At 73.6% G+C, this 15,898-nt stretch carries 15 protein-coding genes; 3 read left to right on the top strand and 12 right to left on the bottom strand.

All coding sequences use genetic code 11. The features are described from left to right. Nucleotides 1-73: 73 nt before the first annotated feature. The 10 genes from rbsK to IO39_RS49435 form a co-directional block, all read right to left on the bottom strand. Nucleotides 74-958 (bottom strand): ribokinase, encoded by an 885-nt coding sequence (rbsK, locus tag IO39_RS49480; protein WP_043641142.1) that lies wholly within the window; start codon nt 956-958, stop codon nt 74-76. Further along, entirely contained in the window at nt 955-2,337 is a 1,383-nt protein-coding gene (locus tag IO39_RS49475; protein ID WP_043641140.1) for an ADP-ribosylglycohydrolase family protein, read from the bottom strand. The genes rbsK and IO39_RS49475 overlap by 4 nt, the downstream gene beginning before the upstream one ends. Before the next feature lie 73 nt (nt 2,338-2,410). Further along, the gene (locus IO39_RS49470; RefSeq protein WP_043641137.1) at nt 2,411-3,553 is read right to left on the bottom strand and encodes an ADP-ribosylglycohydrolase family protein; all 1,143 of its coding nucleotides are present in this window, start codon (nt 3,551-3,553) and stop codon (nt 2,411-2,413) included. Beyond that, complete coding sequence (locus IO39_RS49465; protein WP_043641134.1) at nt 3,550-4,536, bottom strand: ADP-ribosylglycohydrolase family protein; 987 nt, start codon at nt 4,534-4,536, stop codon at nt 3,550-3,552. The genes IO39_RS49470 and IO39_RS49465 overlap by 4 nt, the downstream gene beginning before the upstream one ends. A gap of 6 nt (nt 4,537-4,542) precedes the next feature. After that, entirely contained in the window at nt 4,543-5,541 is a 999-nt protein-coding gene (locus IO39_RS49460) for an ADP-ribosylglycohydrolase family protein (protein ID WP_043641132.1), read from the bottom strand. Next, nucleotides 5,538-6,881 carry an ABC transporter substrate-binding protein gene (locus IO39_RS49455; RefSeq protein WP_043641130.1) on the bottom strand — a complete coding sequence of 448 codons (1,344 nt, stop codon included), beginning with the start codon at nt 6,879-6,881 and terminating at the stop codon, nt 5,538-5,540. Before IO39_RS49455 ends, IO39_RS49460 begins: the two co-directional genes overlap by 4 nt. A gap of 10 nt (nt 6,882-6,891) precedes the next feature. Then, entirely contained in the window at nt 6,892-7,710 is an 819-nt protein-coding gene (locus IO39_RS49450) for a carbohydrate ABC transporter permease (RefSeq protein WP_043641127.1), read from the bottom strand. Beyond that, nucleotides 7,707-8,621, bottom strand: coding sequence for a carbohydrate ABC transporter permease (locus tag IO39_RS49445; protein ID WP_043641125.1), 915 nt, complete (start codon nt 8,619-8,621; stop codon nt 7,707-7,709). Before IO39_RS49445 ends, IO39_RS49450 begins: the two co-directional genes overlap by 4 nt. After that, nucleotides 8,618-9,649, bottom strand: a complete 1,032-nt coding sequence (locus IO39_RS49440; protein ID WP_043641124.1) for a LacI family DNA-binding transcriptional regulator — start codon at nt 9,647-9,649, stop codon at nt 8,618-8,620. The genes IO39_RS49445 and IO39_RS49440 overlap by 4 nt, the downstream gene beginning before the upstream one ends. A gap of 322 nt (nt 9,650-9,971) precedes the next feature. Beyond that, nucleotides 9,972-11,297: an MFS transporter gene (locus IO39_RS49435; protein WP_281200452.1), complete on the bottom strand. Its 1,326-nt coding sequence runs from the start codon at nt 11,295-11,297 to the stop codon at nt 9,972-9,974. 22 nt (nt 11,298-11,319) lie between these two features. Here IO39_RS49435 and IO39_RS58680 point away from each other — a divergent pair, with 22 nt between their 5' ends. The 3 genes from IO39_RS58680 (at nt 11,320) to mihF (ending at nt 13,652) form a co-directional block, all read left to right on the top strand. Further along, on the top strand, nt 11,320-12,732 hold the full coding sequence (locus tag IO39_RS58680) for an ROK family protein (RefSeq protein ID WP_043641237.1): 1,413 nt from the start codon (nt 11,320-11,322) through the stop codon (nt 12,730-12,732). A 107-nt stretch (nt 12,733-12,839) separates the two neighbouring features. Further along, nucleotides 12,840-13,244: a GlcG/HbpS family heme-binding protein gene (locus tag IO39_RS49425; RefSeq protein ID WP_084774807.1), complete on the top strand. Its 405-nt coding sequence runs from the start codon at nt 12,840-12,842 to the stop codon at nt 13,242-13,244. A gap of 102 nt (nt 13,245-13,346) precedes the next feature. After that, nucleotides 13,347-13,652 carry an integration host factor, actinobacterial type gene (gene mihF, locus IO39_RS49420; RefSeq protein ID WP_043641121.1) on the top strand — a complete coding sequence of 102 codons (306 nt, stop codon included), beginning with the start codon at nt 13,347-13,349 and terminating at the stop codon, nt 13,650-13,652. A 227-nt stretch (nt 13,653-13,879) separates the two neighbouring features. On the opposite strand, the gene IO39_RS49415 is transcribed toward mihF, so the two are convergent. Together IO39_RS49415 and IO39_RS49410 are read right to left on the bottom strand one after the other, a co-directional pair. Next, entirely contained in the window at nt 13,880-14,527 is a 648-nt protein-coding gene (locus IO39_RS49415) for a response regulator transcription factor (RefSeq protein WP_043641118.1), read from the bottom strand. Further along, entirely contained in the window at nt 14,518-15,765 is a 1,248-nt protein-coding gene (locus IO39_RS49410; protein ID WP_043641115.1) for a sensor histidine kinase, read from the bottom strand. Before IO39_RS49410 ends, IO39_RS49415 begins: the two co-directional genes overlap by 10 nt. Nucleotides 15,766-15,898: the final 133 nt, after the last annotated feature.

Raw genomic sequence — 15,898 nt, 5'->3', positions numbered from 1 at the left:
GAGAGCCCCGGTCCGGCCTCGGCGGGTGCGAACGTCTCTGAGAGCCCCGGTCCGGCCTGGGCGGGTGCGGGCGTCAGCCCAGGGCGTTCTCGATCTCGTGGCGGGTGGGCATGGAGGTGCTGGCGCCCTCGCGCTGCACCGACAGCGCCGCCGCCATGGAGGCGAACCGCAGGGCGTCGGCCATCCCCCGCCCCTCGGTGCGGGCCACGGCCAGCGCCCCCACGAACGTGTCGCCGGCCGCGGTCGTGTCGACCGCGTCGACCTTCACCGCGGGCACCCGCAGCCGCTCCCCGGAGCGCGCCCCGTACAGGGCGCCCTCGGAGCCCAGCGTGATCACGGCCTCCTCGACCAGCTCCAGCAGCGCGTCCAGAGCGGCGTCGGGGCCGCTCACGCCGGTGATCGCGGCGGCCTCGTGCTCGTTGGGGACGATCGTCGTGACCGCCTCCAGCAGCTCGGCGGGCAGCGGCTGGGCGGGCGCCGGGGTGAGGTAGACCGGCACGCCGGCCACGTTGCCCGCCTGCGCCGCGTCCACGACGGCCGCCATGGGCAGCTCCAGTTGCAGCAGCAGCGCCCGCGAGCCGGCGATGGTGGCCAGGTCGTGGCCGGAGGGGCCGATGACGGTGCCGTTCGCGCCGGGGACGACGATGATGGAGTTGCCGCCGCCGTCGTCCACCACGATGTGCGCGATGCCGCTCGGCCCGGGCACCTGGCGCAGGCCGCGCACGTCGACCCCGGCCTCGGTCAGCGTGCTGCGCATCTCCGCCCCGAACCCGTCGTCGCCCACCGCCCCCAGGAAGGCCACCTCGCCGCCCGCGCGGGCGGCGGCGATGGCCTGGTTGGCGCCCTTGCCGCCGGGCACCGTGCGGAACCGGTGCCCGGTGACCGTTTCGCCGCGTCTCGGGGCTTGGGAGACGTACGCGACGAGATCCATGTTGGCGCTGCCGAAAACCGAGATCATGCCTTCATCATCTCCTGAGTACGGCCGGCCAGCGCGGCAAGACCCACCCCGTCGAACCCGGTGAGGCTGCTGGCCAGGCTGTCGCGCATCCGCCACCGCTCCGGCACGCCGCCGTTCAGCGCGCCCGCGATCGAGCCCGCGGTGGCCCCGGCGGAGTCGGTGTCCCAGCCGCCGGCGACCGCTCCGGCGATCGTGGCGGTGAAGTCGCCCTTGCCGTGGACCAGCGTGGCGGCGATCAGGGCGGCGTTGTTGATCGTGTGCACCCAGTGCAGGCCGCCGTGGCGCTCGTGGAGGCGGTCGATGACGCGTTCGAAGTCGTCCTCGCGGCGGGCGTCGGCGACAGCCAGGGTGACGGCCTCGTGCAGCCGCGACTCCCTCGGCACCACCGACAGGCCCGCCCGCACGACCTCCTCCGCCGAGGTGGCCACCAGGGAGGCGGCGCACATCGCGGCGGCGAACATGGCCCCGTAGATGCCGTTGGCGGTGTGGGTCAGGCGGGCGTCTCGCCAGGCGTACTCGGCCGCCGTGGCCGGGTCGCCGGGGTTGACCCAGCCGTACACGTCGGTCCTGATCAGCGCGCCGATCCACTCCCTGAACGGGTTGCGGTGCGTCGCGGTGGCCGGCGGCTCGACGCCGGCCAGCAGGTTGCGGTACGCCACGCGCTCGGCGGTGAACGTGCGGCCGGCCGGCAGCTCGTCCAGCCACAGCTTGGCCACGTCGTCGGTGGTGAAGCCGCGGCCGTGCCGCTCCAGCAGGGCCAGGGCCAGCAGCGGGTAGTTGAGGTCGTCGTCCTCGGGGACGCCGTCGATGTTCTCGGCCAGGGAGTTGACGGCGCTGCGGCGGTTCCACGGCCAGCGGCGGGCGACGTCGTCCGGCAGGCCGCGCGCGGTGAACCAGCCACTGATCGGCCAGTTGCCGGTGGCCTCGGCGATCTGCCTGATGCCTTCGCGCGGGAGCTTCTCGACGGGCTTGCCGAGCACGCACCCGGCCGCCCGCCCCAGCCACGCGCCCAGCACCCGCGCCGGCTCCACCTCGGGTCGGTCCCGCGGCTCGCGCCCGGGACCGCCCGCCGGGCCTCCCCCGCCGGGGCCGGCGGCGGGCCAGTCGGGGCAGGCGGCGATGATGCCGGCCAGGTCCGGCGGCTCGGCCAGCGGGGACGGGATGGCGGCCAGCTCGTCCAGCAGCTCCTCGGCCAGCCCGCGCAGCCGTGCCGCGCCCGGTTCGGACGCGCCGGCGCGTGGCGGGGCGTCGTGCCCGCCCGCCGCGTGCCAGCGAGCGGCGATGTCGCGCACGTCGCGGCCGTCACGCCCGTCCTCGGCGGCCTGGCGCAGCTCGTGCCCGACGAGGTCCTCGGGCTGCACCCAGGTGAGCCTGATCACGCGTCCTCCCCGCTCCGGAGGCGGGCGCGCCCGGTCACGACGCCGGCCCGGGGGCGCGGCGGGGTGTGCCCGGTCATGCGCTGCGGTCGAGGTCGGCGAAGGCGGACTCGTGGGCGCGGCGGCGGGCCACGTCGTCGGCGTGCACGCGGCGCGCCACCTCGGCGATGGCCAGCCCGGGACCGACCAGGTCCGTACGGCTGGCCGCCGCCACCCGCTCCACCCACTCCCGCGGCACGGACGACAGCCCGCCGAGCGCGCCCGCGATGGCGCCGCCCATGGAGGCGATCGAGTCGGCGTCGCGCCCGTAGTTGACCCCGCCCAGCACGGTGTCGCGGAAGTCGCCCTTGGCGATCACCAGGAACCCGAGCGCCAGCGGCAGCTCCTCGATGCTGTGCGTCCGGCTCGGCCGCCGCGCGCCCAGCCCCTGGTCGCGGTAGGTGTCGGCGACGGTGTCGTACGGCCTGACGGCCGCGCGCAGCGCCTCGAACGAGCCCTCCCAGTGGCCCAGCCCGGCGGCGGTCTCGCAGACGGCCTCGATGGCGGCCCTGGTGCCGTCCTTGGCCAGGCGCAGGCAGGCGGCCACCACGGAGTCGACGGTGGCGCCGGGCCGCATGGCCTCGGCCACGGCGGCGGCCATCACGCCCGCGGCCTCGCGGCCGTAGCTGGACTGGTGGGCCCCGGTCAGGTCGATGGCCTCGGCGTAGGCGGCGTCGGGGTCGGCGGCGTTGACGATGCCGACGGGGGCGACGTACATGGCGGCGCCGCAGTTGACGATGTTGCCGACGCCGGCCTCGCGCGGGTCGACGTGCCCGTAGTGCAGGCGGGCCACGATCCACTTCTCGGCCAGGAAGATCCGCTGCAGCGGCAGCGCCTCGGCCTCCAGCTCGGGGATCCAGCGCCGCTCGCCCATCAGCTCCGGCACCATGCGCTCGGCCATGGCGTAGGCGTCGAGGTGGGCGCCGGCCTTCTCGTACACGCGGATCAGGGCGTGGGTCATCAGGGTGTCGTCGGTGATGTGGCCGTCGCCCTTGTGGTACGGGGCGATGGGGCGGGCGTTGCGCCAGTCCTCGTTGAACGGCGGCACGATGCCCTCGACGCGGCCTCCGTACCGCTCGACGATCTGCTCGGGAGTCCAGCCCTCGGTGGCGCCGCCCAGCGCGTCACCGACCGCCGCCCCCGCCACGCAGCCAGTGGCCCTGTCCTCAAGCGGCGTCATGCGATTCCCTCCGTAAGTTCGATCAAATCTCGGCCCGCCAGCTCTGGCAGGCAACAACCGGTCAGCGTGCGGGCCGAGGCGGTCCACCCCTCCGGGATCGCCTCGTACCCGCCACACGCCCCCGCCAGCGCCCCGGTGAGCGCGGGCGCCGAGTCGGCCAGCGGGGCCAGGCACGCCGCCGCGGGCACGGCCCTGGCGAGCTCGCCGCCGGCCGCCTCGGCCAGCGCGAGCGCCACCGGGACGGTCTGCGCCGCCCCCACGCCGTAGCTGTAGACGTGGTCGAGCAGCGCGGCGTCCAGCGCGGGGACCGCGCCGAACGGGTCGCCCGCCGCCCTGGCCGTCGCGACCGCCAGACGGGCGTTGTGCCCGATGGCGGTGCCCTCCGGCAGCACGGCCAGCGCCGCCTCGACGGCGCGCCGCACGTCGCCCGAGGCCACGGCCTCGGCCACGGCGGCGGCCATGGCCAGGGCGCCCAGCACTCCGTCGCCGGCGTTGGTCACCTGGGCGTCCGGCGCGGGGTCCCTCCCCAGGACCCCGAACGCGACGGCCCGCACGGCGGCGGCGTCGTCGAAGTGGTGCGGGTTGTCGTGGCCGGACGCGGGCGGTTCGACGCCCTTGGCCAGGTTGTCCAGCGCGGTCGCCACGGAGATCCGGGCCCTGACGGGCGCGGCCGCGCCCTCCTCGCGCCCGGCGATGAGCTCCCTGAACGCCTCGGCGCGCGGCCGGTCGATGGTCAGCGCCGTCCACGCCAGCCATTCGGCGTCGTCGGACGGGCCCACCCGCAGCGGCGCGACGGGCTGGTTGAGCGCGAACGGCACCGGCAGGGTGGTGACGCGGTGCTCCTCGGCGAACGCGTCCAGCTCGCGGTGCAGGCGGCGGCTCCACGGCGCGTGCAGCGCGGCGCGGTGCCTGGCCGCCGGCCAGCCCGCGGCGTCACCCACGGCGAGCCCGGCGAAGGCTCCCCTGATTCTGTCCCCCGACATGACGATCTACAGTCCTTCCGCCAGTTCATCGGCGACGTCGAGCACATGTCTGCCGGCCACGACGGGCAGGCACTTGCCGGTCACCGGGGTGATGCGGGCGGCCCAGCGCTCCGGGACGCCGCCTTCTCCCCGGCTCGCCCCGGCCACGGCCCCGGCGATGGCGCCGATCGTGTCGGCGTCCCTTCCCAGGCTCACCCCGAACGTCACCGACGCCTCCACGTCGCCGTCGCCGGCCAGGAACGCGGCCAGCGCCAGCGCCACGGCCTCGGGGGCGACGTCCGTCCAGGGGTAGTGCGCGACCACGACGGCCTCGTGCAGCGCCTCGACGAGACCGGCCTCGACGAGACCGGCCTCGCCGGTCCCCGGCACGCGGCCGAGGACGTCGCGGGCGCGCACGATGTTCCTGGCCGTCCAGGAGTCGGCCGGGACGACCGACAGCGCCGCCGCCACCACCTCGCGCGGCGCGGCGCCGCCCATCGCGGCGGCCACCGCCCCGGCGACCGCCCGGCCGCCGAGGATGCCCTCGCCGGAGCCGCTGACCAGGCCGTCCTGCTCGATCAGCCGGGCCGCCTCCGCCGGGTCGCCCGGGCAGAAGACGCCGTAGGGCGCGGCGCGCATGGCCAGCCCGTCGGACCAGCCGTGGGAGTGCACCAGGCCGGTCAGCGGCGGCCGGAGGCCGCGGCGCAGCGCCTCGACGGTGCCCAGCTCGGAGAAGCCGGCCCCGCGCATCGGCCCGGTCACCCGGGGGATGATCTCCTCCCGGTACGCGGCGGCCACGTCGGCCGCGGTCAGCCCGTGGCCGTGGCGGACGAGGAGCGAGGCCGCGAAGATCGCGTACTCGGTGTCGTCGGTGCCGCCGCCCTCGATCTCGGTGAGCCGCCCCCACCGCCGCCGGATCTCCGCCGGGGTGAGGTTCTCGGCCGGGGCCCCGAGGGCGTCGCCGGCCGCCAGGCCGAGCAGGCTCCCCCGGGCCCTGTCCCGCAGTTCGTTACGCGAAGCCGTCAACGCTGGTACCGCTCCAACACCTCGTTGCCGTCCTCGACGAGCCTCTTGGCGGCCTCGTCGAGGGTGATCTTGTTGGCGAAGTACTCCTGGAGGACCGGCGTGGCGACCTTGCTCTTCCACTCGTCGAACCCGTTGACCTTCAGGAACGGCGCGACGACGAGGTTCTTGGCGGAGGCGGTGGCCACGTCCCAGCCGTTCTCCTTCGTCGTCATGGCCGGGTCGGCGGCGGCCGTCTTGGAGGTCGGCAGCAGCCAGTCGCCCTTGGCGAGCTTGGCCTGGTTGGCGCCGTTGAGGAAGAACGCGATGAACTTCATCGCCTCCTCGGGGTGCTCGCTCTCCTGCGCGATCGACAGCGTCTGCGAGACGGCCCCCTGCTGGGCGCTGGTGCCCTTGGGCGCGGGCAGCGTGACCCACTCGAACCCGTCGGGCGCCTGCTCGACGACCTGCTGGCGCAGGTAGACGCCGGCCGGCAGCAGCGCGAACTTGCCCTGGTAGAAGGCGGGCAGCGGGTCGGCGGTGCCCTGGCCGAGCGCGGCCGGGTCGGCCGACTTGTCCTTGTGGAGCTGGTCGTGGATGCGCTGGAGCACCTCGCGCTCCTCGGGGCCGACCTTGACGGTGGTCTTGCCGCCGGAGGTCTGGAAGAAGGTGCCGCCGAAGTTGAGCGCCAGGTTGAGGGTCTTGTTGACCGGCGACTTCATGGGCCAGGCCACGCCGTACCCCTGGCCCATGGCGTCCTCGCCGTCGCCGGACCCGGGTACGACCCGCTGGGTGGTCATCTTCTTGGCGGCGGCGGAGAACTCGTCCCACGTCCACGGATCGTCGGGGGTGGGAACCCGGACGCCGGACTCGTCCAGCAGCTTCTTGTTGGCGATGATGACCTGCGACTCCTGGAGGAACGGCACGCCGTAGACGCCCTGGCCGCCCTTGCCGTCGTCGAAGGTGGTGGTGTCCCAGGCCGCCTGCGGGATGTCGTTCTTCAGCTCGGCCGGCAGCCTGTCCTTGAGGTCGAGCAGGTAGCCGTCGGAGGCGAAGCCGGACAGCGCGGGCGAGTCGTTGTGGATGACGTCGGGCGCGGTGCCGCCGGCGAACTGGGTGACGAGCTGGTCGTTGACGTTGTCCCAGCTGCCCTGGACGTAGGTGACCTGGATGTTCGGGTTGGCCTTGTTCCACTCCTCCACGAGCTGCTTGTTCGCCGCGACGGAGTCCTTCTGCCAGGCCAGGCTGAGGAAATCGATCTTGACGGGCCCGCCGGAGGAGGACGGCGACTCGCCGCCTCCCCCGCCGCACGCGGCGGTGAGCGTGAGAATCGCCGCCGCCGCCAGCGCGGACTTGATTCGCATATGGAGCCTCCTAGCCCTTGACGGCGCCGGCCATCAGGCCGGACTTCAGTCGCCGCTGAATGATTGCGAAGAAGATCAGGCTCGGGATCGTCGCCATGAGCGACGCCGCGGCCAGCGGGCCGAGCCTGGCCACCCCCTCGGGGCCGGTGAACCGCACCAGCGTGAGAGGGAGGGTCATGACCTCGGGGTCCTGGAGGATGACGAGCGCGAACATGAACTCGTTCCAGGACGAGATGAACGAGAACAGCAGCGTGGCCACCACGCCCGGCGCGAGCAGCGGGGCCACCACGCTGACGATCGAGCGCAGCCGGCCCGCGCCGTCCACCGAGGCGGCCTCCTCCAGTTCGCGCGGCACCGCGCGGACGTAGCCCTGCAGCATCCACAGCGCGAACGGCAGCGTGAACGTCACGTGCACGACCACCAGCCCCGGCAGCGTGTTCACCAGGTCCAGGTCCCGCAGGATCATGAAGAGCGGGATGATGATGAGGATGAACGGGAACACCTGGCTGACCAGCACCCAGCCGATGGCGATCTTGTTGATCAGGCTGCGGTGGCGCGCCATGGCGTAGGCGGCGGGCAGGGAGATCGCCACGGTGATCACGCTCGCGAACAACGCCACGACCAGGCTGCGCACCGAGGCGCCCACCAGGTCCTGCTCGCCGAACGCGTCGCCGAAGTTGGCCAGCGTCGGCTCCCGCGGAATCCACGTCGGGTCGGTCAGCGCCATCTCCTGCGGCGTCTTCAGCGCCGTGGACAGCAGCCACAGCAGCGGGAACGCCAGGAAGACGACGTACGCGACCAGCGCGACGTACTGCCAGACGCGTCTCACTTGGCCTCCCTCATCTGCCGCCACAGGTAGAGCCCGAGCACCGCGAGCACGACGATCGCCATGGCGAGGCCGAGCATCGAGGCGTAACCGGCCATGCGGTACCTGAACGCCTCCTCGTAGGCGAACAGCATCGGCAGCCGGGTGCGGCCGCCGGGGCCGCCCTGCGTCAGCACGTAGACCAGGCCGAACTGGTTGATGTTCCACACGAAGTCGAGCGAGGTGATCGCCACGATCACGGGGCGGAGCTGCGGCAGCGTGATGTTCCAGAAGCGCCGCCAGGTGCCCGCGCCGTCCATGGCGCCGGCTTCGTACAGCTCCTTGGGGACGTTCTGCAGGCCCGCCAGCAGCACGACCGTGGTCTGCGGCATGCCCGCCCAGATGCCGACCACGATGATCGCGGGCAGCGCGAGCGAGAAGTCGGCCAGCCAGTTGATGTCGGTGCCGAGCAGGCCGTTCAGCACGCCGGCGTCGGGGTGGTAGACGAGCTTCCACATCAGCCCGATGACCACCGGCGGCATCGCCCACGGCACGACCGACAACACCCTGGCCAGGCCGCTGAAGCGGAGCTTCTCGTTCAGCAGCAGCGCCAGGCCGAGCGCGGCCAGGAACTGCAGCACGGTCACGGAGACGGACCAGATCGCGCCGATCTGGAACGACGCCCAGAAGTCCTCGTCGCCCAGCAGCCGGGTGAAGTTCTCCAGCCCCACGAACTCGGTCTCGTGGACACGGGTGTTGCGGGCGTCGGTGAACGCCAGGCCGATGCCGTACAGCAGCGGGCCCACGCTGAACAGCAGCACCGGCACCATGGCCGGGAGCATCAGCACCCACAGCTCCCGCGTCTCGCGCGAGATCCCGCGGCGCGCCGGCCGCGGCTTCCGGGGCGGCGCCGGTCTCGTCACGGTCGCCGTCACTCCCCGCCCTCCTTCCTGTCGTACTCGGGGCCGGCCGTGGAGGCCCGCACCACGAGCCGGGGCGGCACCGTGACCACCCGGGGCTCGCGCTCGCCACCCCTCAGCCGCTCCAGCAGCAGCTCGGCGGCGGCCTTGCCGCGCTCGGCCGACCCGAGCGAGACGCTGGTCAGCGACGGCCAGGAGGCGGCGGCCAGGTCGGTGTCGTCCATGCCGACCACCGCCACGTCCTCCGGCACCCGCCTGCCCGCGGCGCGCAGCACGTCGAGCGCGCCCAGCGCGATCAGGTCGTTGGCGCACATCAGGGCGTCCACGTCGGGCACCCTCGCGAGCAGGTCGGCCACCGCGCGCCGGCCCTGGGGCCGGTAGAAGTCGCCGATCTGCACGAGGTCCTCGTCGTAGGGCAGGCCCAGCTCCGTCAGCGCCTCGCGGTACGCGGCCCCCCGGGCGGCGCCGGGCACGGTGTCGAGCGGGCCGTTGACCATGGCGATGCGGCGGCGGCCGAGCGCGTGGAGGTGGTCGACCGCCAGCCGTACGCCGGTGCGCGAGTCGGCGCGCACGTTGTCCACGCGGGTGCCCTCGGGCACCGAACCGATGATCACGACGGGAGCCCTGGCCGCGGCCAGCATCTCGAGATGGGCCTCGGTGACGCGCAGCGGGCTCATGATCAGCCCGTCGACGTAACGCTCGCCCAGGCTGTGCAGCACGTCGATCTCGTCGGCCGCGACGGCGTCGGTCGAGTGCAGCACGAGCCGGTATCCGGCGGCCTTCAGGACCGGCTGGATCTCGCGGAGCATGGCCAGGTAGGCCGGGTTGCCGACGTCGGCCATGGCGAAGGCGACCTGGTGGGTGCGGCGCGACTTGAGCGACCTGGCCACGGCGTTGCGCACGTAGCCGAGCTCGTCGGCGGCGGCCATCACCTTGCGCACCGTCTCCTGCCTGGTCGGCAGGCCGTTCAGCACCCGCGAGACGGAGGCAATCGAGACACCCGCGCGCTCGGCGATCGTGTTGATCGTGGGTCCGTCGGCCAAGGCTGTCCTTCCATCGTCGTAAACGTTTACGTAACGATCTCTGTAAACGTTTACGGTTGTGGGGGACATGAAACATGGATGTAACTTGCAGGTCAAGTCACGATCCCATAACAGCAGGTCAGCGTGCTATGAGGCAAATCATCACCCGTTGAACCCCACGCTTCCGGTCATCCCGGAACGGCACCGCGGCCGGGCATCCCGGAGCGGCCCGCGGCGGGGCACCCCGGAGCGACCCCGGAGACCCGCCGCCGGCCTCTCGACGACCGCACGCCGCGCACGACCCGGGCACTCGCCGCACCGGGCCGTGCCGGGGAGTGGCGTGTCAGTCGCGGGCGGGCTCGCGCCGGGGGTCGCGTCCCGGGCGGTCGCCGGCGTCCGGAGCGGCGGGGCCCCCGTCGCCGTCCGGGGCCGGGGCGGGGCGGGCGGTCGTCTTCTCGAAGGCGGCGGCCGAGGAGGACAGGCGGAGCAGGGAGCGGATGGCGGGCGAGCCCGTGAGGGTGACGACGGCGGCGAGGACGGCCGGGATGATGAGGGCCACCGGCAGCGACGCGTGCTCGGCCACGAACCCGAGCACGGCGGGCCCGAGCAGCAGCCCGCTGTAGCCGAACGCGGTCACCATGGCCAGCGCCCGCCCGACCCGCCCGCCGGCCGCGCCGACGGCGCTGAACAGCACGGGCACCACCGTGGCCAGCCCGACCCCGGCCAGCGCCCACCCGGTCCAGGCGCACGCCACCCGCAGCGTCTCTCCCACCAGCGGCGAGCAGAGCACCAGGACGTACCCGGCGGTGGCCAGCACGCCGGCGAGCTGGATCGTCCGTACGGAGCCGAGCCGCGCCCTGATCGGGTCGCCCAGCAGCCGCACGGTCGTCATGGCCACGGAGAAGATCGTGTAGGCCAGCGGCGCCATGGCCGGGTCGGTCTCCAGCACCCAGCGGGCGTGCAGCGCGGCCCAGTCGATGGCCGCGCCCTCGCTCAGGTGCCCGGCGAACGCGGCCAGCCCCAGCAGCGCGATCAGCCCCCAGCGCAGCGAGGAGCCGCCGGAGGGCGCGCCGGAGGCGTCGGTGGCGGTCTCGGGCTCGCGGGTGGCGGGCAGCAGCAGCCACGCGGCGGGAAGGTACAGGAACGGCACCACGACCGCCGCCGTGATCAGCAGCGACTGCGCGTCCAGCCCGGCCTGCAGCACGAGCGAGGTGAGGCCGCCGCCGGCCGCGCCGCCGAGGCTCCAGACGCCGTGGAAGGCCGAGATGATGGGCCGCCGGTAGCGGCGCTCGACCTCGACGGAGTGGGCGTTCATGGCGACCTCGGTGATCCCGAGCCCCATCCCGAAGAGCACCGCCAGCGCCGCCAGCGCCCAGTACGAGGGCGCGAGCGCGGGCCCGAGCAGCACCACGGCGGAGAACGGCCCGGCGAACCAGCAGACCCGCCGGCTCGTCCACCGGTCCACCAGCGGGCCCGCCGCCAGCATGGACACCAGAGCGCCGCCCGAGATGAGCAGCAGGACGGTGCCCAGCCTGGCGGGACCGAGCTCAAGGCGGTCGTTCAGCGAGGGCAGGCCGGCCGCCCACAGGCCCATGACGAAACCGGCAAGAAAGAAGAATCCGAAAACTCCGACACGAGCCCGTCTGGCATCTATGAGGCTTTTGTTCACGGCTAGAGCATAAACTGTGATCGTGAATGGAGCCACTACGAGCGGGGAACTGCGGGCGCACAACCGGGTGAGGCTGCTGCGCGCCGTACACGACACCGGGGCCGCCCGCACCAGGTCCCGGCTCACCCGGGACCTCGGGCTGGCCAGGGGCACGGCCTCCGTGCTCGTCGCGGGGCTGGCCGAGGACGAGCTGCTGCACGAGGGGCCCGCCCCCGGGCATGCCAGGGGCAGGCCGACCCAGGTGCCGGGGCCGCATCCGCGCGGGCCGATCGCCCTGGCCGTGGACGTGCGGGAGGACGTCTGGGAGCTGGCGGCCTGCGAGCTGGGCGGGCGGGTCACGATCCTCGCCGTACGCCCCCACGACGGCACCCCCGAAGGCACCCTGGGGCCGCTCGGCGCGGCCATCGCCGGTCACGCCGCGCGGTTCGGGCACCGGGTGATCGGCGTCGGGGTCGCCCTGGCCGGCCCGGTGCGGCACGGCGGCCTCGTGGACATCTCCCACCTGGGCTGGCGCTCGGTCGACGTCCCCGCCCTCCTCGGCCTCGGCTCGGGCACGAGCCCGGAAGGGCGTCCCGCCGCGTACCCGGAAGGGCGGCGAGACGCGGACACCGCGCCGGGAGATCCGGACATCAGGCCGGGAGACGCGGACACCGGGCCGGGAGATCCGGACATCAGGCCGGGAGACGCGGACACCGGGCCGGGAGACGCGGGCGGCCGGCCCGGCGGGCTGCTCGGCGCGCCGGTCGTCGGGAACGACACCGTGCTGGCGGCCCTGGCCGAGGCGCGGCGCGGGAAGCTGCGTGACGTGCGGGTCGGTCTGCACCTGCACGTGGACTTCGACCTGGGCGGCGTGCTGGTCGTGGACGGCCGCCCGGTCGCCGGCGCGGGCGGCGCCGGCGCCGAGTTCGGCCACATGCCCCTGACCGGCAACCGGCGCCGCTGCCCGTGCGGCGCCGTCGGCTGCTGGGGCATGGACGTCGGCGCGAACGCCCTGCTGCGCCACGCCGGCCTGGCCCACGGCAGCGGCAGGGGTCGCGAGCAGGCCGAGCACGTGCTCGCCACGAGCGAGGAGGCGGTCACCGTCACCGCCAGGGCCCTGGGGCGCGGCATAGCCGCCCTGGTGAACGCGCACGACCCCGAGGTGGTCACCCTGTCGGGGCACGGTGCGGATCTGCTGGAGCGCGCCGGAGCGGCCCTCCGTGCGGCCTGCGAGCCGGGGCTCATGGCGATCCGCCGCGACGCCCCGCCGCGCATCGAGGGCACGGCGCTCGGCTGGCGCGGCGCGCTGCTGGGCGCGATGGAGTCGGTCTTCGACGCCTTCCTGACGACCGAGGGCCTCGAACTCTGGCGCAAAAACCACCCTGACCAGGGTCGCGACACGCCCGAGCGGCAAAGTGTGACGCATTCCACCCGGAAGGGGGAAAGCGCGACATAACGGCACCGTCCGAGGCCGCGCAGACGATCTTGCAGGCCCCCGCCGCGCCGGGGGTATGGAGGGGGACGTCCGATGCGCGAAAGAATCATGATCCGAGGGATGATCGGGTGAATCTCGAACTCGCGCTCCGCATGACGGAAGCGGCCATCAGGCAGGCGTCGCGGGAGGGCGCGGCGATCTCCGTCGCCGTCGTGGACGAGGGCGGAAATCTGGTGTCTTTCCAGCGTATGGAGGGTGCGGAGATCTCCGGGCCGGTGCTCGCGCCGGGCAAGGCGTACACCTCCGTGGCCCTGCGCCGGCCCACTTCGGAGCTGCCCGCGCTGACCGCCCGGGGAGGGGAGCTGTCGGGGCTGGCGGGAGAGCGGTTCGTGTGCTTCGGCGGTGGCGTTCCGCTGTGGTCCGGTCACGGTGGGAGAGAGCGCGTGGTCGGCGGCGTGGGGGTCAGCGGCGGCACGGTCCGGCAGGACGTGGCCTGCGCGGAGGCGGCCGCATCGGTCTGGGGAGCACGTTGACCGGGCGCTTTCCGCAACAAGAGCCGCCGGCATCCGCCATGATTAGCCACTGCACCACGGGTAACAGAACCCGAACGTCAACTCCCCTAGGAGAGAACCGAGATGGCACTTCCCACTCTCACCCCCGAGCAGCGTCAAGCCGCTCTGGCCAAGGCCGCCGAGGCCCGTGCCGCCCGCACGGCCCTGCTGGCCAAGGTCAAGGCGGGCGAGCTGACGTTCGCTCAGCTGCTGGAGCGCGATGACGACATCGCCAAGAAGATCAAGGTGTCGCAGGCCCTGCGCGCGGTCAAGGGCGTCGGCCCGGCCAAGGCCACCGCGCTGATGGAGGAGGCGGGCGTCGACGAGAAGCGCCGTCTCGGCGGCCTGGGCGCCCAGCAGCGCAAGAAGCTGGTCGACGCGCTCGGCTAAACAGCCGGGCGGCCAGGTCCGCGCGCAGCGCCGCGCGGACCGGCCAGCGACCCCTCACCGGCCGGGAGGGACCTGCGAGCGGAGCCGCCCCGCTCGACGGCGGGCCGGGCCGAGGGGTCGGAAATCCCCCACCGGCCACGCCCGCGGCTCCCGGAACGCGGCGTCGGGCCACACGGGTTTCAGGAACGCACGGGTTTCAGGAACGCACGGGTTTCAGGAACGCGGGATCAGGAACGCAGGTAGGTCAGCACGGCGAGCACCCGGCGATGCTGATCGCTGTCCTCCGCGTAGAGGCCGAGCTTGTTGAAGATGCTCCTGATGTGCTTCTCCACGGCTCCGTCGCTGATCACCAGCTGGCGTCCGATGGCCGGATTGGACTTCCCTTCGGCCATCAGCCCGAGCACCTCGCGCTCGCGCGGCGTGAGCTGGGCGAGCGGGTCGTCCTTGCGCCTGCGCACCATCAACTGGGACACCACCTGCGGATCGAACACGGTGCCGCCCGCGGCCACCCGCCGCAGGCCCTCCAGGAACTCGTCCACGTCGACCACCCGGTCCTTCAGCAGGTAGCCCACCGCGCCCCTGGCGTCGGCGAGCAGGTCGTCGGCGTAGGAGACCTCGACGTACTGCGACAGGATGAGCACCGGCGCCCCCGGCACTCGCTGCCTGGCCCGCACGGCGGCCCGCAGCCCCTCGTCGGTGAAGGACGGCGGCATGCGCACGTCGACCACCGACACGTCGGGCTTGTGCTCGGCGACCGCCTCCACGAGGGCGTCGCCGTCGCCGACGGTCGCCACCACCTCGCAGCCGAACTCTTCGAGCAATCTGACCAGGCCCTCCCTGATCAGCACTGCGTCATCGGCCACGACTACGCGCACGGCACCTCCGCCACGATCAATGTGGGCCCGCCGTCGGGCGACTGCACGGTCAGCTCCCCGTCAACCGCGCGGAGCCGGTCGGCCAGCCCGGCGAGCCCATGTCCCTTGGCGACGTGTGCGCCGCCGACCCCATCATCCCCGATCGTGAGCACCAGGGCGTCACCGACCCGGGCGAGCTGGACGGTGCAGATGGTGGCGCGGCTGTGCTTGGCCACGTTGGTGAGGGTCTCGGCGCAGACGAAGTAGATGGCGTTCTCCACGGCGGCCTGGTAGCGCTCGACGGTCTGCACGTCGAGGTCGACCGGCACCGTGCAGCGGCCGGCCAGGGCGGCCAGGGCGGGCGCGAGGCCGCGGTCGGACAGGATGGGCGGGGCGATGCCGCGCGAGAGCGCGCGCAGCTCGTCGAGCGTCTCGCGGGTGGCGCTGATCGCGGACTTGAGCGTGGCCTGGGCCGCCTCGGGGTCCTTGGCGAGCTGCCGCTGAGCCCTGGACAGCTCCATGGCCAGCGAGACCAGCCGCTGCTGCGGCCCGTCGTGGATGTCGCGCTCCAGCTTGCGCAGCGCGTTGGCCTCGGCGGAGACGGCGGCGGCCCGGCCCTCGGCCAGGTCCTCGATGCGCTCCTGCAGCTCGGCCACGCCGGTCAGCAGCGCCCGGCCGAGACCGGCCCTGATCAGCGCGGCGCCGCGCACCACGAACGGCAGGATCATCAGGAAGATCAGGCCCAGCACGACGTAGAAGGCCGCGGTGATCAGGTAGCCGTCGCCGAGTCCGAGCAGCTCGGGCAGCTCGACGGAGCCGGGGATGCGCATGACGAAGAAGCCGTACAGCGGCCAGGTGAGCGCGACGAGCGGGACCGCCCAGAACGCGAGGGTGAGCACGAACGCGATGATCGCGAACGGCAGGTTGATGATGCCGTGCAGCAGGTCGAGCCAGGACTGCCCGCTCGTCAGCGGGTTGACGATCCGGCGGAAGCGCCCCGCGCCGGGCGGCACCGGCTTGTAGCGGGGCCGTACGGGCGGCCGCCGCAGCACGTCGGACAACCAGCCGCGCTCGGCGTCGGCGAACCCCCTGGCCAGCATGAGCGTGCCGGCGAGCAGCGGCACCCCGATCCACACGACCGAGGTGCCCAGCCCGGCGGCGAAGCCGGCGATCATGAGCACGAAGCCGATGAGGGTGGTCGGGAAGCCGACCAGCGTGTATCGGGTGTCGAGAAGGACACGCCTCGTCAGGGAGCGCATGACCCCAACGGTATTCGGCGGCGGGGGCCCGTACGAGCCGGTGCTCCGGTGTACAGGGGTAGGGACAGCCCTACCACGCCCGGTGGGGGAGCTCGCCCCGAAGAGGGAGGCTCACGGCAATGTGCGCCGGGGG

It is taken from the genome of Nonomuraea candida (genome assembly GCF_000725485.1).
GTDB classification, from domain to species: domain Bacteria; phylum Actinomycetota; class Actinomycetes; order Streptosporangiales; family Streptosporangiaceae; genus Nonomuraea; species Nonomuraea candida.
Note: the sequence above shows the minus strand (reverse complement) of the source record. Positions and strands in the feature narration are given on the sequence as shown.

What these genes read in the sequence shown, in the direction of transcription:
- IO39_RS49410 (WP_043641115.1), bottom strand. Translation starts at nt 15,765, where the DNA reads ATGCGCTCCCTGACGAGGCGTGTCCTTCTCGACACCCGATACACGCTG.
- IO39_RS49470 (WP_043641137.1), bottom strand. Translation starts at nt 3,553, where the DNA reads ATGACGCCGCTTGAGGACAGGGCCACTGGCTGCGTGGCGGGGGCGGCG.
- IO39_RS49465 (WP_043641134.1), bottom strand. Translation starts at nt 4,536, where the DNA reads ATGTCGGGGGACAGAATCAGGGGAGCCTTCGCCGGGCTCGCCGTGGGT.
- mihF (WP_043641121.1), top strand. Translation starts at nt 13,347, where the DNA reads ATGGCACTTCCCACTCTCACCCCCGAGCAGCGTCAAGCCGCTCTGGCC.
- IO39_RS49455 (WP_043641130.1), bottom strand. Translation starts at nt 6,881, where the DNA reads ATGCGAATCAAGTCCGCGCTGGCGGCGGCGGCGATTCTCACGCTCACC.
- rbsK (WP_043641142.1), bottom strand. Translation starts at nt 958, where the DNA reads ATGATCTCGGTTTTCGGCAGCGCCAACATGGATCTCGTCGCGTACGTC.